Raw genomic sequence first — 19,724 nt, forward strand, 5'->3', positions numbered from 1 at the left:
GTACCAATCCCTCCACAGGGAGCGCGCACGGCCCGCCGCGCGCTGCGGCTGGCGTAACGCGTTGCCGCAATCCATGCAAAAACAGTAAAGTAGATGTATTTGCCACACACTAGGGCCCGGGCCGATGCTCCTCCTGCTGCTCCTGCTTCCCTTTGGCGCGGCCCTGGTTGCCGCCTGCATGCCGGGCGACTCGCGCGACCGTCCCGCTGCGGTAGCCGGCATCGCCACCCTGGCCGCCCTGCTGCTGGCCATCTCCCGATTCGGGAGCATCGCCGCCGGCGAAGTGCCTTTGGCGCGCTTCGCCTGGCTGCCATCCTTCGGGCTCGACATCGTCCTGCGCATGGACGGCCTGGCCTGGGTATTCAGCATCATGGTGCTGGGCATCGGCCTGCTGGTGCTGCTGTACGCGCGCTACTACATGTCGCGGCGCGACCCGGTGCCGCGCTTCTACGCCTACATCATGGCCTTCATGGGCGCGATGCTCGGGGTGGTCTTGTCGGGGAACCTGATCCAGCTGGTGGTGTTCTGGGAGCTGACCAGCGTCACGTCTTTCCTCCTCATCGGCTACTGGCAGGAGCGCAACGATGCACGGCGCGGCGCGCGCATGGCCTTCACCGTCACCACCATCGGCGGCCTGTGCCTGCTGGCCGGCGTGCTGCTGCTCGGGCATATCGCCGGCAGCTACGAGCTGCAGACGGTGCTGGGCGCGGGCAACCAGATCCGGGCCCATGACTGGTATGTGCCGGCGCTGGTACTGGTGCTGCTGGGCGCCCTGACCAAGAGCGCGCAATTCCCCTTCCATTTCTGGCTGCCGCACGCGATGGCCGCGCCCACGCCGGTGTCCGCCTACCTGCACTCGGCCACCATGGTCAAGGCCGGCGTCTTCCTCCTGATCCGCCTGTGGCCGGCCCTGGCGGGCACCGAGGAGTGGTTCTGGATCCTGGGCACGGCCGGCGTCTGCACCCTGCTGCTGGGCTCCTTCTTCGCGATCTTCCAGCACGACATGAAGGGCCTGCTGGCCTATTCCACGATCAGCCACCTGGGCCTGATCACGGTCTTGCTGAGCATCGGCACGCCGCTGTCGGTGGTGGCCGCTATCTTCCATACCATGAACCACGCCGTGTTCAAGGCCTCGCTGTTCATGGCAGTGGGCATCGTCGACCACGAATCGGGCACGCGCGACATGCGCATGCTGCGCGGCCTGCGGCGCGCCATGCCGCATACGGCGGCCCTGGCGATTACCGCCAGCGCCGCAATGGCCGGGGTGCCCCTGATGAACGGTTTCCTGTCGAAGGAGATGTTCTTTGCCGAGACCATGATCGTGGGCGGCACCGAGAACTGGTGGATGTCGGTGGTGGCCGTGCTCATGGGCCTGTTCAGCGTCGTGTATTCGCTGCGCTTCATCAGCGTGTTCTTCGGGCCGCTGGCGCGCGACCTGCCAAGCGAGCCGCACGAGCCGGCGCGCTGGATGCGGGTGCCGATCGAATGCCTGGTGCTGCTGTGCATTGCGGTGGGCGTGATGCCCGAGCGCGTCGTGGGCGACGTGCTGGCGGTGGCCGCCGGCTCGGTGCTCGGTCCCACCATGCCGGCCTACGACCTGGCGATCTGGCATGGCGTCAACCTGCCCCTGCTCATGAGCCTCGTGGCGCTGGGCGGCGGGGTGCTGTGCTACCTGCTGCTGCGCTACCGTTTCGAGCTGGCCCAGCGCGACCGGGTGCCGCTGCTGCACCGCCTGAAGGGCGCGCAGCTGTATGAAAGCAGCCTGCTCGGGCTGTCGCAGGGCGCGGCCTGGCTGATCCGCGTGGCCGGCACGCGCCGGCTGCAGCCGCAGCTGCTGGTGCTGATGAGCGCCTTCGTGGCGGTGCCGCTGCTGCTGGCGCAACCACTGGGACCCTGGCCGATGCCGACCTTCGACAAGGCCGACCCGCTGTTCGCGCTGCTCTGGCTGATCGGCGCCGGCTGCGCGCTGGCCGCAGCCTGGAAAGCGAAATACCACCGGCTGGCGGCGCTGGCGCTGGTCGGCGCCACCGGCCTGGCCACCGCCATTACCTTCCTGTGGCTGTCGGCGCCCGACCTGGCCCTGACCCAGCTGATGGTCGAAACCGTCACCACGGTGCTGATCCTGCTCGGGCTGCGCTGGCTGCCGCCGCGCGTCCAGCCGGCCCACCTGGCCGGAGAGGCGCCGCGCTCTACCCGCCTGCGCCGCGGGCGCGACGCCTTCGTGGCGGTGGCCGGCGGGCTGGCGATGGCGGCCGTGAGCTATGCGGTGCTCAAGCAAGCGAGCGTGCCGAGCATCCGCGACTTCTTCGTGCTGCGCGCGCTGCCGGAAGGCGGCGGCGCGAATGTGGTCAACGTGCTGCTGGTGGACTTCCGCGGCTTCGACACGCTGGGCGAAATCACCGTGCTGTCGGCGGTGGCGCTAACGGTGTATGCGCTGCTGCGGCGCTTCCGTCCGGCGCTCGAGAGCATCGCCATCCCGCTGCAGCAGGCCAGCAACGTCGACCCGGCCATCGGCCAGAAGCCCGCGCAGCAGGCGCGCGAAGGCTATTTGATGATCCAGGCGGTCTACCTGCGCTTCCTGCTGCCGGTGATGGGCGTGATCGCTGTGTACTTCTTCATGCGCGGCCATAACCTGCCGGGCGGCGGCTTCGTCGCCGGCCTGATCTTCGCCACCGCCCTCATCGTGCAGTACATGGTGGCGGGCACCGATTGGGTCGAATCGCAACTGCGCCTGCGCCCGCACCAATGGATCGGCTGGGGCCTGGTGTGCGCCTGCGCCACCGGCCTGGGCGCCTGGCTGTTCGGCTACCCCTTCCTGACCAGCCACACGGCCCACGTGGTGCTGCCGCTGCTGGGCGAATTGCATCTGCCCTCGGCCTTCGTGTTCGACCTCGGGGTGTTCTTCGTGGTGGTCGGCACCACCATGCTGATCCTGGTGGCGCTGGCCCACCAGTCGCTGCGCAGCCGCCGCATGCCGCCCGGTGCGAGGATGAGCCGCAGCGCCGCGCTGGCGGCGATCCCGCCCACCAAGGAGATCCGCTAGATGGAAACCGTCCTCGCCCTCGGCATCGGCATCGTGTTCGGCGCGGGCATCTGGCTGATCCTGCGCCCGCGCAGCTTCCAGGTGCTGATCGGGCTGATGCTGATGTCCTATGCCGTCAACCTGTTCATCTTCGCCATGGGACGCTTGAATGTGGACCGGCCGCCGCTCACGCCCAAAGGCACGCTGCCTGATCCCGCGGCGCTGGCCGACCCGGTGCCGCAGGCGCTGGTGCTCACCGCGATCGTCATCGGCTTCGCCACCACCGCACTCTACCTGGTCGTCATGATCGGCGCGCGCGGCCTGACCGGCACCGACCACGTCGACGGCGAGGAGCCCGCAGCATGAGTCTTGACTGGAGCGCCCACCTGGTGATCGTCCCGGTCCTGCTGCCGCTGCTGTGCGGCGCGCTGCTCGCCGCGATCAAGCAGGGCCGGCACCGGCTGAAGTTCGCGCTGTCGTATGCGTCGGCGGTGGGCCTGCTGGCCAATGCCCTGGCCCTGGGCGCGCTGGCCGACGGCAGCTGGCGGGACGGCATCGGCGTCTATTTCGCCGCCAACTGGGCCGCGCCCTTCGGCATCGCGCTGGTCGCCGACCGTTTATCTGCCGCCATGCTGGTGCTCACCGCGGTGGTGGCACTCAGCGCCCTGCATTACGCCCAGCCGCGCTGGAGCCGCATCGGCGTGCATTTCCATTCGCTGTTCCAGTTCCTGCTCATGGGGATCAACGGCGCCTTCCTCACCCACGACCTGTTCAACCTGTTCGTGTTCTTCGAGGTGATGCTGGCCGCCTCGTATGGCCTGGTGCTGCATGGGTATAACGTGGAACGCCTGCGCGCCAGCCTGCAGTACATCGCGGTGAATCTGGTCGCCGCCCTGTTCTTCCTGGTCGGCGTCGCGCTGGTCTATGCCACTACCGGCACCCTGAACATGGCCGACATGGCGGGACGCATCGGCGCGCTGGCCGTGGGCGATGCCGGCTTGCTCAAGGTGGGCATCGCGGTGCTGGCGCTGGCCTTCCTGGCCAAGGGCGCCATGTGGCCGCTGGGCTTCTGGCTGCCCACCACGTATTCGGCCGCCTCGCCGCCGGTGGCGGCCATGCTGGTCCTGATGACCAAGGTCGGGGCCTATGTCGTGCTGCGGATCTGGCTGCTGGCCTTCCCGGAAGGCGCGGGCGAGTTGGCGCGTTACGGCTACGCAGCCTTGCTGTGGGGCGGCATGGCGACCATCGTGTTCGGCACGGCCGGCATGCTGGCCACCGATACCGCCGGGCGCCTGGCCGGCTATGCGGCGATCGTCTCGTCCGGCACCCTGCTGGCCGTGATCGGCTATGGCCAGGCCTCGCTCGTGACCGCCGGCCTGTACTACTTCTTCGCTTCGACCGTCGCCCTGGCCGCCTTCGTGCTCCTGATCGAACTGGTCGAGCGCATCCGCACGCCGGCCGCGGCCCTGCTGGCGCTGACGGCCGAAGCCTATGCGGTCGAGGATACCCCGGCCGAGCCGAAGGGCAAGGGCGTGCCCGCCGCCATGGCCTTCCTGTCGCTGGCCTTCGCGGCCTGTGCGCTGACGATTGCCGGCCTGCCGCCGCTGTCGGGTTTTGTTGCCAAGTTCGGCATGTTCCACGCCCTGCTCAATCCGGAGCCCGGCGTGCCCGCGATCGCCGGCACCGGCTGGACCCTGATGGCGCTGGTATTCAGCTCCGGCCTGGTCGCCATCGTCTCCTTGATGCGCTTCGGCGTGCGCACCTTCTGGGCCACGGACGCGGTCGGCCCACCGCGCCTGCACACGGCGGAAGTCATGCCGGTGGCGGCGCTCCTGACCGTCTCGGTGCTGCTCACGGTAGAGGCCCAGCCCGTGTTCGATTACCTGGCGCGCGCAAGCAGCAGTCTCCACCGCCCCGGCCTCTACATCGACCGCGTGCTGCATACGTTGCCGGTGCCCGGCCCAACGCACCCCGGGGAGGCGCCATGACGCCCTGGATTCCTTTTCCCATCGTATCGCTGGCGCTGTGCGCGCTGTGGCTGCTGCTGAACCAGTCGTTCGACGCGGCCAACCTGCTGTTCGGCGCCCTGCTCGGCATCGCCGTGCCGCTGCTGGCGCGCCGCCTGCAGCCGCTCGGCTATCCGCGCCTGCGCGCGCCACGCACGTTCATCCGTCTGATGGGATTTGCGCTGGTGGAGATCGTCCGCTCCTGCTTCAACGTCTGCCACATCATCCTGTTCAGGGATCATCGCAGCGTGAATTCGCAATTCATCCGCGTGCCCTTGACCATGCGCGATCCCTACGGCCTGGCCATGCTGTCCTGCCTCATCAACATGACGCCCGGCACGGTCTGGGTCGAGATCTTCCCCGAGCGGCACGAGCTGGCCCTGCATGTGTTCGACCTGCACGACGAGCTCTGGTGGATCGACACCATCAAGACCCGCTACGAGCGGCCCTTGATCGACATTTTCAAAACGGAGAACGGCAATGGAAACCCTGCTTGAATATGCGATCGGCTACGCCATGGTGTGCGTGCTGGCGGCGATGGCCTTGTGCGCGGTGCGCCTGCTGATCGGCCCCTCGGCCCACGACCGCGTGCTGGCGCTGGACACGCTCTGGATGTGCGGTATGCTGCTGGCCATCGTGCTGGGCATCCGCTTCGGCACCCAGGCCTATTTCGAGGTGGCGATCCTGATCGCGCTGGTGGGCTTCGTGTCGACGGTCGCGATGGCGAAGTTCCTGATGCGCGGGGAGATCATCGAATGAACGGCATCGAGCATCTTCCCGGGTGGGCGGCGCTCTTGGTGTCGCTGCTGCTGGTGCTGGGCGCGACCATCATCCTGATCGGCGCGCTCGGTCTGCTGCGCCTGCGCACCTTCTACCAGCGCATCCACGGACCGGCCATCACCGTAACGCTGGGCGCCGGCTGCCTGCTGCTGGCGTCGATGGTCTATTTCACGGTGGCGCAGTCGCGCCTGGTGATCCACGAGATCATCATCTCGGTCTTCCTGGTCATGACGGCGCCGGTGGTGGCGATGACGATCATGCGGGCGGCGGTGTATCGCGACCTGCGCGCCCGCAGGATTGACGCCGGGGCGACGGCGGGCGATGTGTACAGCATTGCCGACGGGGTGGACGGCAAATAAGCCGATCACCGGTGCGGGCTCCCCACATCAGCCACCGGCGAAGGCTCAGCTTTGTTTCAGCGCGTCTGTCAAGGCGTTACCCGGCAGGGCTTTCACCTTGTCGTTGACGGCCATGATCTTGTCATGCAGGTTGGCAGTGCTCCAGCGGCGATCGAAGGCTTCCAGCAGCGCCACCGCCAGCTTCCGGGTCGCATCGATCCCTGCGGTCTTTTCAACCGTGCACGAATAAAAAACCCCCGCAAGTCAGTAACGCCGTTCAGTTAAACGTAGGGTGGCCGGGTTTCCCGGCCGCGCGTCCAGCTCCGATGTGATCTGCCACAGCGCATCGGTGATGTGAACGCGCGGCCGGCGAAGCCGGCCACCCTACATTTTTATGCTAACTGAACGGCATTACCGCAAGTCAGGGACTTGGGGGGGGGGTTCACAGTGGCCCTCGGCTGGCGCTGCTTAGAACAGCACGTCCCAGGTCACGCTCAGGGTCTTGGCGTTCTTGGTGAAGTCATAGGCGCTGGAGTCCTGCACCGAATCCCACTGACTAAGCATTTTTATGGTGCATCAGCCGTGACGGCTCTTGCGTAAGGACGAAATAGGCCGAAATGGTAGCCCGGGGAAACTATTTCTGAAAAGAACTATCCTGCCTATACAAGCGATAACATTCTCTTAAAAGAGACTGCTATGCGCGGCGCATACGCGGTGGTTCGAAAGGGGGCCGATACGGGGAAGCTGCTCGGGGCAGACCATCCGGCGAAAAAAAGCGGAACCACGAGGGTTCCGCCAGATTCACTGTCTTGCTGTGATGCCCGGTTTAGAACGGGATGTCGTCATCCATGTCCGAGAAGTTCGGAGCCGGTTTCGGCTGCGGACGTGCTGCCGGCGCCGGAGGCGCCTGGCGTGGGGCCGGACGCTGTTGCTGTTGCTGCGGCTCGTAGCCGCCGCCGTCATCCATGCCACCGCCCATGTTGTCACCGCCCATGCCCTGGCGACCGCCCAGCATCTGCATGTTCTCGGCGATGATGTCGGTCGCGTAGCGCTCGATGCCGTCCTTGTCGGTGTACTTGCGGGTCTGCAGGCGGCCTTCGACGTAGACCGACGAGCCCTTTTTCAGGTACTGGCCGACGATTTCAGCCAGGCGGCCGAAGAAGGAAATACGGTGCCACTCGGTCAGCTCTTTCTGCTCGCCGGTGTTCTTGTCTTTCGACTTGTACGAGGTGGCCACTGCGATGTTGGCGATCGCGTCGCCACTCGGCATGTAGCGGATTTCCGGGTCGCGGCCGAGGTTGCCGACGATGATGACCTTGTTAACTGATGCCATGTTCTTACTCCAATCAATTTTGTAGAGCCCTGACTCTGCGTGCTTCTAAGCGTCAGGGAACGGGGTGTAGCAGGCAACTATTATGAGGCCGTTGGGCGTCTAACTCAACGTCCATTTTCGCGCTGCGGGCAAGCGCCGGACGGCGCGCTCCCGGCAGCACAAAGCGTCGCATCCTTGCCAAAAAAGCCAACCAACCAGCCATGCGTCCTGCATCGGAAAATTATTTTAGGATGCTGAACGCTTTGTCATTGAATGGCAGGGGAAACGGCCCACATACGAATGTCCCCACAAGCCCTGCCTTTCCAGGATGGCATGTAAACGTGTCCTGGTGGCACAAAAGTGCTGGATGCATGTACAGCACTTGGGAAAACGCGCTACACTAATGGGTTCCCCTGATTGGCCCGCTCACCGCGACAGTTTCTCGTGTGCCGGCCCCGCAAACTTATTGAAAGCCTCCAAAAACCTAATGGAAGAAATTCGTATCCGCGGTGCACGCACGCACAACCTGAAGAACATCAATCTCAACCTGCCGCGCAACAAGCTGATCGTCATTACCGGCCTGTCCGGTTCGGGCAAGTCCTCGCTTGCCTTCGACACCTTGTACGCAGAAGGCCAGCGCCGCTATGTCGAGTCGCTGTCGGCCTACGCGCGCCAGTTCCTGCAGTTGATGGAAAAGCCGGACGTCGACCTGATCGAAGGCCTGTCGCCGGCGATCTCGATCGAGCAGAAAGCGACCTCGCACAATCCGCGTTCGACCGTCGGCACCGTCACCGAGATCCACGACTATTTGCGCCTGCTGTACGCGCGCGTCGGCACGCCTTACTGCCCGCAGCACCCGCAGGAGCCGCTGGCGGCCCAGACCGTCTCGCAGATGGTCGATGCCGTGCTGAGCATGCCCGAAGGCACCAAGCTGATGATCCTGGCCCCGACCGTGGCCAACCGCAAGGGCGAGCATACCGACCTGTTCCAGGCGATGCAGGCCCAGGGCTTCGTGCGCTTCCGCGTCGCCAGCGGCGTCAATCCGGCCAAGATCTACGAGATCGACGAGCTGCCCAAGCTCAAGAAAACCGAAAAGCACACCATCGACGTCGTCATCGACCGCGTGAAGGTCAATTCGGAAATCAAGCAGCGCCTGGCCGAAAGCTTCGAGACCGCGCTGCGCCTGGCCGATGGCCGCGCCGTGGCCTACGAAATGGATACCGGGATTGAGACCGTCTTCTCGAACAAGTTCGCCTGTAATGTCTGCGGCTACTCGCTGCAGGAGCTGGAACCGCGCCTGTTCTCGTTCAATAATCCGATGGGCGCCTGCCAGGAATGCGACGGCCTGGGCCACATCGAATTCTTCGACCCCAAGCGCATCGTGGCCTTCCCGCACCTGTCGCTGGCCTCCGGCGCCGTCAAGGGCTGGGACCGCCGCAACCAGTTCTATTACCAGATGCTGCAGAACCTGGCATCGCACTACGACTTCGACCTCGACAAGCCCTTCGACACCCTGCCCTCGACCGCGCAGGACGCGGTGCTGTTCGGCTCGGGCAAGACCTCGATCCCGTTCAGCTATGTCAACGAGCGTGGCCGCACCGTGATCCGCGAGCATACGTTCGAGGGTGTGGTCAACAACCTGCAGCGGCGCTACCGCGAGACCGATTCGATGGCGGTCAAGGAAGAACTGGCCAAGTTCATCAACGAGAAGAAGTGTCCGTCCTGCGAAGGCGCGCGCCTGCGCACCGAAGCGCGTTTCGTGAAGATCGGCCAGGGCGCGCAGCAGCGTGCGATCTATGAAGTGTCCGACAAGCCGCTGCGCGATACGCTGGCCTTCTTCGAGACGCTCGAACTGGTCGGCGCCAAGAAGGAAATCGCCGAGCGCGTGATCAAGGAAATCATCGCGCGCCTGAAATTCCTGAACAACGTCGGCCTCGATTACCTGTCGCTCGACCGCAGCGCCGATACGCTCTCCGGCGGCGAAGCCCAGCGCATCCGCCTGGCCTCGCAGATCGGTTCGGGCCTGACCGGCGTGATGTATGTGCTCGACGAGCCGTCGATCGGCCTGCACCAGCGCGACAACGACCGCCTGATCGGCACCCTGAAGCATCTGCGCGACATCGGCAACAGCGTGCTGGTGGTCGAGCACGACGAAGACGCGATCCGCACCGCCGACTACATCGTCGACATGGGTCCGGGCGCGGGCGTGCACGGCGGCCAGATCATCGCCGAAGGCACGCTCGAGCAGATCATGAAGAACGAGCACTCGATCACCGCCCAGTACCTGGACGGCCGCCGCAAGATCGCCGTGCCGAAGAAGCGCACCAAGATGGACCCGGCGCGCCAGCTGGTGATCACCGGCGCCAAGGGCAACAACCTGAAAAACGTGACGCTCACCTTGCCGGTCGGCCTGATGACCTGCATCAGCGGCGTCTCGGGCTCGGGCAAGTCGACCCTGATCAACGACACGCTCTACCCGGCGCTGTCGCGCCACCTGTATGGTTCGCAGACCGAGCCGGCCGAGCATGAATCGATCCACGGCCTGGAGCATTTCGACAAGGTGATCTCGGTCGACCAGGCGCCGATCGGCCGCACTCCGCGCTCGAACCCGGCCACCTATACCGGCCTGTTCACGCCGATCCGCGATTTGTTCGCGACCGTGCCGACCGCGAAAGAACGTGGTTATTCGGCGGGCCGCTTCTCGTTCAACGTCAAGGGCGGCCGCTGCGAAGCCTGCCAGGGCGATGGCGTGATCAAGGTCGAGATGCACTTCCTGCCGGACGTGTACGTGCCGTGCGACGTTTGCCACGGCAAGCGCTACAACCGCGAGACGCTCGAGGTGCACTACAAGGGCAAGAGCATCACCGAAGTGCTGGACATGACGGTCGAAGACGCACACGAATTCTTCAAGCCGGTGCCGGTGATCGCGCGCAAGCTGCAGACCTTATTGGATGTTGGCCTCGGCTACATCAAGCTGGGCCAGAGCGCCACCACGCTCTCGGGCGGCGAGGCGCAGCGCGTTAAGCTGTCGCTGGAACTGTCCAAGCGCGATACCGGGCGCACCCTGTACATCCTCGATGAACCAACCACCGGCCTGCACTTCGCCGACATCGATTTGCTGCTGAAAGTGATTCACCGCCTGCGCGACCAGGGCAATACGCTCGCCATCATCGAGCACAACCTGGACGTCATCAAGACGGCGGACTGGGTGGTCGACCTGGGGCCGGAAGGCGGCGCCGGGGGTGGCTTGATCGTCGCAAGCGGCACGCCGGAGGATGTGGCGAAGAACAAGGCTAGTGCGACGGGCAAGTACTTGAAGCCGTTGTTGAAGGTGAAGGCGACCGATACCGTTTGAGGTAATCGCTATCCTCCAGACCGTCGTCCCGGCGCAGGCCGGGACCCAAGTTTGTTGCGTACCTGCTGCTTCAAACGTTCGCGGTTGGCGTAAAATTGGGTTCCTGCCTGCGCCGGAAGTCGTAGGCGCCAGTGGCGCGTACGACGGTTTAAGGGCTGGTGGTGAGAATGAAAAAAGGGGCAACGCAGTAAGGCGCTGCCCCTTTTTTTGATCGTTCAGCCCTTCCCTATTCCACGGTATACAACGGCTGCCGCATCCTCTCCGGCCGCACATCCATCCTGATCCACCAGGCCGCGCTGACGATGCCGATCATGGCGCCGCTGGCCGACCTGGTGGGCGTGACGCTCCAGACCGCGATCCTGGCCTTCCAGCTCGGCAAACTGTCCACACCGATGATTCCAACGTCGGGCATCACGGTCGGCGTGCTGGCGCTGGCGCGCATCCCCTGGCTGACCTGGGCCAAGTGGATGATCCCGCTGCAGCTGATTTACCTGGTGATGGCCTTGCTGCTGCTGATACCGCCCTGCCTGATGGGGTGGAGCTGAGCAGCGCAGCGATCCGCTTATTCGCAGGGCGGGAGCTCTGCCGCGCGCGCGTTCGACCCGGGCATGCACTGTGGCGACGCACGCTGTGGCTGAACGCGCGGTCGGCCAAGCCGACCACCCTACGGAAACCCACCACCCATCACTGGCTTGAGTCAGGTAGACCCTAGCGGCTGCGCTCCCGCTCCTTCTCCGCCTCGGTCTTGCCCTTACCCGAGGAAGTCGTGCCCTTGGCCCCGCTGCCCCCCATGCTCGAGGCAGCGCTGCCGCTGGAGATGTTGGCCAGGGCCTGGCGCAAGGTATCGGCCTGCGGATTGCGGACCTTCCCGCCCAGGACCTCGCGTGCGGCCACCTGGCGCCGGTAATAGGCCGAGGTCTCGTCTTCGTCGTAGTCGATGTCGGTGACGTTCAGGGCCACGCCGCCGAACAGGCCTTCGGTGTCGGCCCAGGCGGTGATGTTGCCCCAGCCGGCCGAGCCTTCGCCGCGCCTGGACCAGTCGGCCACCGTCAGGCCGGCGTCGGCGCCCAGGGAGAACTTGTTATTTTTCATGAAGCTGTCGAGGGCCTTCTGGTCGTTGAGCACGAAGGCAATCGCGCCGGCTTCCACGCCCGCCTGCAGGCCGGCGCTGATGCCGCCCATGTTGTAGAAGGCCGGACTGCTCCAGGTATCGCCGCTGCGTACCAGCAGCACTCCCGCGCCGCCGCGTGCGCCGATGCCGAGCGCCGCACCGCCGTAATCGGGCACGACGAACACGCCTTTCGCGCGCTGCAGCAGCGCGCGCATCTCGAGCGTCGCCTGCATCTGTTGCACGACCTGCACGGCCTTGTTGACGTGTTCGGTCGCCTTTTTCATTTCTTTTTTGTGGCGCTCGGTGCCCGGAGTGGCGGCTTCCCGTGCCGGCCCGACCTGGGCAAGGGCAGCCGCGGTCGTTCCCGTCAACAGCGCGGCAATCGATGCCGCGATGATTCGCTTCATGGTCGAATTCATGATCGGTCCCTCCTTGAATGGCCTTGGAAAGCCAAGCCTAAACCCCGCTTTGGAGGAGGAGCGCCAGTTTGAGCGCGGGAAAACGACTGCAGGAATGATTGAACAGGTCCAATGAAAACAGGGGCGGCGCCTGCGGCACCGCCCCTGTTTGTTCACGCTTTCGGCGTGGCCGCGCTTATGCGCCCAGTTGCTGCTCCAGCTTGGCCTTGGTTTCCACCAGCTCCTGCGGCAAGCGGTAAGCCAGCTTGTCGAACAGCTCGCTGTGCAGCTTCAGTTCTTCGCGCCAGGCATCCTTGTCGATCGACGTGATTTGCACATACTGCTCTTCGGTGAACTCGACGCCTTCCCAGTTCAGGTCGCCGTACGATGGCGAGCTGCCGAACAGGTGGGCGTTGCCGGCCGGGACGCTGTCGTCGGCGCGGTCGAGGATCCACTTGAGCACGCGCATGTTGTCGCCGTAGCCCGGCCACACGAAGCTGCCGTCTTCGCCAGTGCGGAACCAGTTGACGCAGAAGATCTTCGGCTGGGCGGCCTGCACTTTCTTGCCCAGGTCGAGCCAGTGCTGGAAGTAGTCGCTCATGTTGTAGCCGATGAAAGGCAGCATCGCGAACGGGTCGCGGCGCACGATGCCCATCTGGCCGGCGGCGGCGGCGGTGGTTTCCGAGCCCATGGTCGCGGCCATGTAGACGCCTTCGACCCAGTTGTTCGCTTCGGTCACCAGCGGCACCGTGGTCGAGCGGCGGCCGCCGAAGATGAAGGCCGAGATCGGCACGCCGGCCGGGTCGTCCCAGGCCGGGTCGATCACCGGGTTCTGGGTGGCGGCGACGGTGAAGCGCGCGTTCGGGTGGGCGGCCTTGGTGCCGGAGGCCGGGGTCCAGTCCTTGCCCTGCCAGTCGATCAGGTGCGCCGGCGCCTCCTTGGTCATGCCTTCCCACCACACGTCGCCGTCGTCGGTCAGGGCCACGTTGGTGAAGATGACGTTCTCGCGCAGCGAAGCCATGCAGTTCGGGTTGGTCTTGTCGTTGGTGCCCGGGGCCACGCCGAAATAGCCGGCTTCCGGGTTGATCGCGACCAGCTGGCCGTCCGGGCCCGGCTTGATCCAGGCGATGTCGTCGCCGATGGTCGTGACCTTCCAGCCGTCAAACGCCTGTGGCGGGATCAGCATGGCGAAATTGGTCTTGCCGCAGGCCGAAGGGAAGGCCGCCGCGACGTATTTCTTGTCGCCTTTGGGCGACTCGACGCCCAGGATCAGCATGTGCTCGGCCAGCCAGCCGGTGCCGCCCGCTTGCGCTTCCTGGTAGCCCATGTTCGAGGCGATGCGCAGCGCGAAGCACTTCTTGCCCAGCAGCGCGTTGCCGCCGTAGCCGGAACCGAAGGACCAGATCTCGCGGGTTTCCGGATAGTGGACGATGTATTTGGTGGCATTGCACGGCCACGGCACGTCTTGCTGGCCGGCGGCCAGCGGCATGCCGACGGTGTGCACGCAGGGCACGAATTCGCCATCCGTACCGAGCACGTCGTACACGGCACGGCCCATGCGCGTCATGATGCGCATGTTGACGGCGACATAAGGCGAATCGGACAGCTCGACGCCGATGTGGGCGATCGGCGAGCCCAGCGGGCCCATCGAGAACGGCACCACATACAGGGTGCGGCCGGCCATGCAGCCGTCGAACAGGCCGTTCAGGGTGCGGCGCATCTCGGCCGGGTCCATCCAGTTGTTGGTCGGGCCGGCCTGCTCCCTGGTTTCGGCGCAGATATAGGTGCGGTCTTCGACGCGGGCGACGTCCGACGGATCGGACCAGGCCAGATAGGAGTTCGGGCGCTTTGCCGGGTTCAGCTTCTTCATGGTGCCGGCTTCGACCATCTGTGCGCACAGGCGGTCGTACTCTTCTTCGGAACCGTCGCACCAGTAGATGCTGTCAGGCTTGGTCAGCGCGGCGATATCGGCCACCCAATTGATAAGCTGCTGGTGCTTGATGTAAGCTGGAACGTTCAAAGCGGCGACGCCGCCCATCACGGGCTGGTTCATAGATACCTCCAATGCCAATTAAGAATACTGTCTGTCCCGGCACGCCCGGTGCGCCCGTCTGGCCGTGCCTTCGTGGCAGGTCGCTCCAGCGGAGCGCGGCGTTTACGGCGGTCATGTCGACGTCCTCCAGGGGACGCCGGGAACTGTGCTGCTGGGCCAACACAAGCGTGTCAAAGCCTCAATTAATTGGCCGATTGTACACCCCTAAAACCGGGATTCGCGGCCTCCTACTACAAAAAAGTAGCAGATAATGCCCGACTAATGTAGTAGGCTATTCGGTATCTTTTTATAACCTGTTATTTCGCTACGCGACAAACATTAACTGGAAGAAACACTCATGCGAATAGCTGTTCTCGACGATTACCAGGACGCCGTACGCGGTTTGTCTTGCTTTCGCCTGCTCGACGGGCATGAGGTCAAGGTGTTCACCCACCCTACCCGCGGGCTCGGTCAACTGGCGATCCGGCTGGCGCCTTATGACGCGCTGGTGCTGATCCGCGAGCGCACCGCCTTCCCTGCGGCCCTGCTGGCAAGGCTGCCGAATTTGAAGCTGATCTCGCAGACCGGCAAGATCAGCGGGCATATCGACGTGGCCGCCGCGACCGAACACGGCATTGCGATCGCCGAGGGCATCGGCTCGCCGGTGGCGCCATCCGAGCTCACCTGGGCGCTGATCATGGCGGCCAGCCGCAAGATCCTGCCCTACGCAAACAACCTGAAGGACGGCCTCTGGCAGACCGCCTCGACCAACCCGGTGCTCAACGGCCTGGGCCGTTCGCTGCGCGGGCGGACGCTGGCGATCTGGGGCTACGGCAAGATCGGGCAGCTCGTGGCCGGCTATGCGCGCGCCTTCGGGATGCGGGTGCTGGTCTGGGGCAGCGACACCAGCCGGCAGGCGGCCGTGGCCGACGGTTTCCAGGCGGCGGCTTCGCGCGAAGCCTTGTTTGCGCAGGCGGACGTGTTGACCCTGCATTTGCGTCTGTCCGACGCTACCCGTGGCATCGTCAGGCCGGACGACCTGGCGCGCATGAAGCCCGACGCGCTGTTCGTCAATACCAGCCGGGCGGAACTGGTCGAGGAAGGCGCGCTGGAACAGGGCTTACGTGCGGGACGGCCAGGCTCTGCAGCGCTGGACGTGTTTGCCAGCGAGCCGCTGCGGGCGGATTCGCCGCTGTTGCGCATCCCGACGGTGCTGGCCACGCCGCACCTGGGGTATGTGGAGCAGGACAGTTACGAGATTTATTTCCAGGCGGCGTTTGAGAATGTCGTGCGGTTTGCGGCTGGGGCGCCGGATAATATCTTGAATCCGGAGGCGCTCAGCGCAACTCCGGCTCGCCAGTGAAGTTCACCTTCGGCTCCGGCATCACATGCCGGCCCGTCCACAAGCCCGCCCAGCCCGGCGGCCAGCCGATTGCCGGCCCCGCGTACGGCTGCAGGCCCGCCCGCACCGGCACGACCGGCACCGGCGGCGCCTCGATGAGCCCTCCCCCGCTCGGCCGCTCCATGTTCAGGCTGTACATGTAGCCCGGCAACAGTGCCTCGCAGACCTGCGCGAACCAGGCCGTGTGGTCTTCGTCGCGCCCCAGCGCCTGCGCCAGGCCCTGCGGGTCGAATTTCGCCAGCGCGTGGATCAGTTCATCGGTAGTCGCGCCCGGCAAATCGCCCCAGCCCATCACCGGATTGTTGTTGTACTCCGCGCCCGAGCCGTACCAGCCTTCGCGCCAGGTGCGCTGCATCCAGTTGCGCGGGCCGGTAAACAAGTGCCAGCGCCAGTGCAGGCCCGAGGGCTTGGGCCAGGAATACAGGTAGAGCTTCTGGTAGCCGGCCTTGTGCAGCGCGCGCACCACCTCCATCAGGCGCGCATGCGGCATGCGGTCTGGCGGGGCGCGGCGGAACAGGATCGGCTCGCCGTCGGCGTGCTGCACTTCGTCGCTCGACAGGTTCAGGTCGAGGGGGCGCGCTTCGCTGCCGAAACGCGCCGAAATCCAGCCGGTCAGCAGGTTGACGTGGGTGATCACGCCATAGCCTCGATGGCGGTGGAAGATGACGGTGCCCGGTGCGACGGCTTTCATGGGATCAAGTGAAATGGGGAAGGAGGATGCTTGGTTTACTCAACCGATCCGACCGATTCTAGCGCAGTCACATACGGATACACACCGGTTTGCGGCTATCATTACCCACCTTTTTTCAGCACGTGGACAAATCAACATGACCTTGCGCATCATCGCCACCGGCGGCACTTTCGACAAACACTATAACGAACTCAATGGCGTGCTCGGCTTCTCCGAAAGCCATTTGCCGGCCGTGATCGCCCGCTCGCGGATGACGATTCCGGTCGCGCTCGACGTATTGCCGCTGCTCGATTCGCTCGACATGCAGGACCCGGACCGCCAGCGCGTGCTGGCCGCTTGCCAGGCAGCAAGCGAGAAAGCCATCGTCATCATCCACGGCACCGACACCATGCGCGAAACCGCCGCCGTGCTCGGCGCGGCCGGGCTCAAGCAGACCATCGTGCTGACTGGCGCCATGATTCCCTACGAGATCGCGAATTCGGACGCGCTGTTCAATCTGGGGCTGGCCTGCGGCGTGGCGCAGGTCTTGCCGGCCGGCGTGTATGTCGCCATGAATGGGCAGGTTTTCCCGTGGGATAACGTGACCAAGAACCGGGCGGCGGGGGTGTTTCAGCAGCTGTAGCGCAGTGGGCGCGGGCAGGAGACCTGCCCACGCCGCGAATTACTGATTACGCCTTCGCTTCGCCGCCCAGCGCTTCCACCACATCCGCCATCAGCTTGGCCAGTTCCCCGGTCATCAGCATGATGTCGTTATCGAAGCGCTCATCATCGCTATAGGTGACGGCTTCGCCTTCCTTGATGACGTCCAGCGGCTTGATGCCCTTGATCGCCATCGATTCGGTCAGCACGAAGCTGATGCGGTCGGTCCAGGTCATGGCCAGGCGGGTGCACTGCTTGCCGGCGGCGATGTGGCGGCGGATGTCGTCCGGCTCCAGCGTGTGCTTTACATAACGCACGGCGGCGCGGCTTTCGCCGGTGGCGCGCAGTTCGGTGTCCTGGTCGATCGTGAAGCCGTACGGCGCTTCGTCCGCTTCCAGCCAGCCGGTCATCACGGCCACCGGCGAGCGCTGCACGCGCAGCGATTCCAGCGGCATGCGGTCGACCGCCTTGAGCAGCAGCTTGATGACGTCGTCCGCCTTCGACGGGCTGGCGGCATCGATCACCAGCCAGCCGTTGACCGGGTCGACCCAGACCCAGACGTTGCTGCGGATCGAGAAGGCGCGCGGCAGCAGTTCGTCGGCGACGCGCTCCTTCAGTTCCTTCATTGCCTTCTTACCCGGCGGGAAGCCCTGCTGCTCTTCCATCTCGGCGGCCTTGGCCTTGGCGACCTGGTTGATCACCGACGACGGCAGCAGCTTCTTCTCGGTACCGAGCATCATCAGCATCTGCTTGTTGACGACGTGGACCAGCTTGCCGTTGGCGCGCGGCGAATCCCAGCCCTGGCGCAGCAATTCGTTGCTGCTCGCAGGAGAAAACGCCTGCGACTGAAGCGCTTCTTCCATCTGTTCTGGGGTGAATGCCCACGGAGCGGGCAGGCGATAAATCTGGAGATTCTTGAACCACATAGCTGTTATCCGATTGTTTCAGTATTTCAAGGGAACGATATTCTACGCTGCCGTTGCCGGCAGCGAGTACGAGAATTATTCTGTTGACGAGTCGTCAACAATGCTGGCAATGGCGTCCGGGGCAGCGTCATCGAACAGCCGCAGTTGCTCGACTGTCTCGGTGTCGCCCAGGCGCACGCCGACGCCCAGCAGGCGCACCGGGCGGCTGGCGCGGGCCCAGCCGGTTTCCATCAGGCGCGCATAGGTCGGGATATGTGGCGCATAGCCAACACACTCGACCGTCGTCTGCTGGAAGTCCGAAAACTTGATCTTCACGAACAGCTTGTTGATGAATTTTTCCGCCTTGTTGCGCTTGATCCGGCCCAGCAGGTGCTCGTGCAATTCCGGCAGCAGCTTCAGGCAGGCGGCCAGGTCGGGCACGTCGGGCGTATAGGTTTCCTCGGTGCTGATCGACTTGCGCTCGCGCGAGGTGTTCACTTCACGCACGTCGATGCCGCGGCACAGGTCGTGCAGGCGGGCGCCGAAGCTGCCGAAATGCTCCTGCAAGCGCTCCATGCTCCAGCCGCGCATGTCGGCGCAGGTCTGCAGGCCGAGCCGGTGCATCTTGTCGGCCGTGACCTTGCCCACCCCATGCAGCTTCTTCACCGGCAGCGCCGCGACAAAGGCGTCCACCTCTTCGGGGCGCACCAGGAACAAGCCGTCCGGCTTGTTCCAGTCGCTGGCGATCTTGGCCACGAACTTGTTCGGCGCCACGCCGGCCGAGGCCGTGATGCCGACGGTCTCGAAGATGCGCTGCCGGATCTCCTGCGCGATCAGGGTCGCGCTGCCCTTGCAGTGCGTGGCATTGCTCACGTCCAGGTAGGCTTCGTCGAGCGACAGCGGTTCCACGATCTCGGTGTAGTCGCGGTAGATGTCCATGATCTGGCCTGAGGCGATCCGGTATTTTTCCATTGCCGGCGGAATCACTACCAAGTGCGGACACAGCTTCATGGCCTGGGCCGTCGCCATCGCCGAATGGATGCCGAAACGGCGCGCCTCGTAGTTGCAGGTAGCGATCACCCCGCGCTGGTCGGGACGCCCGCCGACCGCGAGTGGACGCCCGCGCAGCGACGGATCGTCGCGCATTTCGACCGAAGCGTAGAAACAGTCGCAATCGCAGTGGATGATTTTACGGAGCGGGGCGTTCACGGGGGCGAGGCGCCCCAGGGGCGGGGTCGACTACTGTAATTGCATACAGTATCGACTGAAAGTGGATTTCTTGCAAGACAAGGCCTTGCATGCAGGTGCAAGGCCTTGTCTCATGCTGCCGTCCGGTTCAGCGGTTCAGGCCCAGCTGGCCGGCCGAATGGACCGTCCTGTCGGTGAACTGCAGGCTGTGCACGCCCTGCTGGCAGTGCGGACCGTCGTTGCTGCGGAACAGGGTCTTGATGCTGGCATCCTTTCCCTTGACCCGGAACAGGATCATTTCCGTGGACGGCTTGCCGGGCTCGACCTTCCTGGCCACCAGGTCGACGTCGGTCGATGCCAGTCCGCTCATGACGAGGTTGATGCGCTGGCGCTTCTGCACATCCACATCGTCGTGGCAGGCGTGGAACATCTTCATTTCATGCACGCCGGCAGCCGGCGTGTAGACATGATTGACGGGCTCGGCGGCAAATGCCGCGCCGCTCAGCAGCGCGGCAAGCAGGAACAAGCATGGTTGATATGTCATT

General features: G+C 64.7%; 18 protein-coding genes. 10 read left to right on the forward strand and 8 right to left on the reverse strand.

Annotated elements, in window-relative coordinates:
* The first annotated feature begins 124 nt into the window (after positions 1-124).
* The 6 genes from AC56LR_RS07405 to mnhG are packed head-to-tail and all read left to right on the forward strand — an operon-like array spanning position 125 to position 6,167.
* Positions 125-3,043: a monovalent cation/H+ antiporter subunit A gene (locus AC56LR_RS07405; protein ID WP_497129119.1), complete on the forward strand. Its 2,919-nt coding sequence runs from the start codon at positions 125-127 to the stop codon at positions 3,041-3,043.
* On the forward strand, positions 3,044-3,388 hold the full coding sequence (locus AC56LR_RS07410; protein WP_497129121.1) for a Na+/H+ antiporter subunit C: 345 nt from the start codon (positions 3,044-3,046) through the stop codon (positions 3,386-3,388).
* A complete protein-coding gene (locus AC56LR_RS07415) occupies positions 3,385-5,010 on the forward strand; it encodes a monovalent cation/H+ antiporter subunit D (protein ID WP_497129123.1) in 1,626 nt (541 codons plus the stop codon). Before AC56LR_RS07410 ends, AC56LR_RS07415 begins: the two co-directional genes overlap by 4 nt.
* A complete protein-coding gene (locus tag AC56LR_RS07420) occupies positions 5,007-5,525 on the forward strand; it encodes a Na+/H+ antiporter subunit E (RefSeq protein WP_497129125.1) in 519 nt (172 codons plus the stop codon). The genes AC56LR_RS07415 and AC56LR_RS07420 overlap by 4 nt, the downstream gene beginning before the upstream one ends.
* Positions 5,509-5,787, forward strand: coding sequence for a K+/H+ antiporter subunit F (locus AC56LR_RS07425; RefSeq protein ID WP_497129127.1), 279 nt, complete (start codon positions 5,509-5,511; stop codon positions 5,785-5,787). Before AC56LR_RS07420 ends, AC56LR_RS07425 begins: the two co-directional genes overlap by 17 nt.
* The gene (mnhG, locus tag AC56LR_RS07430; protein ID WP_497129130.1) at positions 5,784-6,167 is read left to right on the forward strand and encodes a monovalent cation/H(+) antiporter subunit G; all 384 of its coding nucleotides are present in this window, start codon (positions 5,784-5,786) and stop codon (positions 6,165-6,167) included. Before AC56LR_RS07425 ends, mnhG begins: the two co-directional genes overlap by 4 nt.
* Positions 6,168-6,212: 45 nt before the next feature.
* Here mnhG and AC56LR_RS07435 read toward each other — a convergent pair whose 3' ends face one another.
* A complete protein-coding gene (locus AC56LR_RS07435) occupies positions 6,213-6,341 on the reverse strand; it encodes a hypothetical protein (protein WP_497129133.1) in 129 nt (42 codons plus the stop codon).
* Positions 6,342-6,972: 631 nt separating this feature from the next.
* Positions 6,973-7,479: a single-stranded DNA-binding protein gene (ssb, locus tag AC56LR_RS07440; RefSeq protein WP_497129135.1), complete on the reverse strand. Its 507-nt coding sequence runs from the start codon at positions 7,477-7,479 to the stop codon at positions 6,973-6,975.
* Between the two features lie 466 nt (positions 7,480-7,945).
* On the opposite strand from ssb, the gene uvrA reads away from it, so the two are divergent.
* Complete coding sequence (gene uvrA / locus AC56LR_RS07445; RefSeq protein WP_497129137.1) at positions 7,946-10,813, forward strand: excinuclease ABC subunit UvrA; 2,868 nt, start codon at positions 7,946-7,948, stop codon at positions 10,811-10,813.
* Positions 10,814-11,109: 296 nt separating this feature from the next.
* Positions 11,110-11,358: a hypothetical protein gene (locus AC56LR_RS07450; protein WP_497129336.1), complete on the forward strand. Its 249-nt coding sequence runs from the start codon at positions 11,110-11,112 to the stop codon at positions 11,356-11,358.
* Positions 11,359-11,521: 163 nt separating this feature from the next.
* Here the strand turns inward: AC56LR_RS07450 and AC56LR_RS07455 are convergent, their stop codons facing one another.
* Positions 11,522-12,343 (reverse strand): lipid-binding SYLF domain-containing protein, encoded by an 822-nt coding sequence (locus tag AC56LR_RS07455; protein ID WP_497129139.1) that lies wholly within the window; start codon positions 12,341-12,343, stop codon positions 11,522-11,524.
* Positions 12,344-12,518: 175 nt separating this feature from the next.
* On the reverse strand, positions 12,519-14,375 hold the full coding sequence (locus AC56LR_RS07460; protein ID WP_497129141.1) for a phosphoenolpyruvate carboxykinase (GTP): 1,857 nt from the start codon (positions 14,373-14,375) through the stop codon (positions 12,519-12,521).
* Positions 14,376-14,712: 337 nt separating this feature from the next.
* On the opposite strand from AC56LR_RS07460, the gene AC56LR_RS07465 reads away from it, so the two are divergent.
* Entirely contained in the window at positions 14,713-15,717 is a 1,005-nt protein-coding gene (locus tag AC56LR_RS07465; protein WP_497129143.1) for a D-2-hydroxyacid dehydrogenase family protein, read from the forward strand.
* On the opposite strand, the gene AC56LR_RS07470 is transcribed toward AC56LR_RS07465, so the two are convergent.
* Entirely contained in the window at positions 15,692-16,447 is a 756-nt protein-coding gene (locus AC56LR_RS07470; RefSeq protein ID WP_497129145.1) for an L-asparaginase, read from the reverse strand. The genes AC56LR_RS07465 and AC56LR_RS07470 overlap by 26 nt on opposite strands.
* Positions 16,448-16,583: 136 nt before the next feature.
* Here AC56LR_RS07470 and AC56LR_RS07475 point away from each other — a divergent pair, with 136 nt between their 5' ends.
* Positions 16,584-17,069, forward strand: a complete 486-nt coding sequence (locus AC56LR_RS07475; RefSeq protein ID WP_497129148.1) for an asparaginase domain-containing protein — start codon at positions 16,584-16,586, stop codon at positions 17,067-17,069.
* Positions 17,070-17,115: 46 nt separating this feature from the next.
* Here the strand turns inward: AC56LR_RS07475 and AC56LR_RS07480 are convergent, their stop codons facing one another.
* The 3 genes from AC56LR_RS07480 to AC56LR_RS07490 all read right to left on the reverse strand — a co-directional run bounded on the left by AC56LR_RS07480 (position 17,116) and on the right by AC56LR_RS07490 (position 19,723).
* Complete coding sequence (locus tag AC56LR_RS07480; protein ID WP_497129150.1) at positions 17,116-18,012, reverse strand: recombination-associated protein RdgC; 897 nt, start codon at positions 18,010-18,012, stop codon at positions 17,116-17,118.
* A 75-nt stretch (positions 18,013-18,087) separates the two neighbouring features.
* Positions 18,088-19,200 carry a DNA polymerase IV gene (dinB, locus tag AC56LR_RS07485; protein ID WP_497129152.1) on the reverse strand — a complete coding sequence of 371 codons (1,113 nt, stop codon included), beginning with the start codon at positions 19,198-19,200 and terminating at the stop codon, positions 18,088-18,090.
* Between the two features lie 127 nt (positions 19,201-19,327).
* Positions 19,328-19,723, reverse strand: a complete 396-nt coding sequence (locus tag AC56LR_RS07490) for a hypothetical protein (protein ID WP_497129154.1) — start codon at positions 19,721-19,723, stop codon at positions 19,328-19,330.
* Position 19,724: the final 1 nt, after the last annotated feature.

It is taken from the genome of Telluria sp. ZT3P39 (assembly GCF_059685935.1).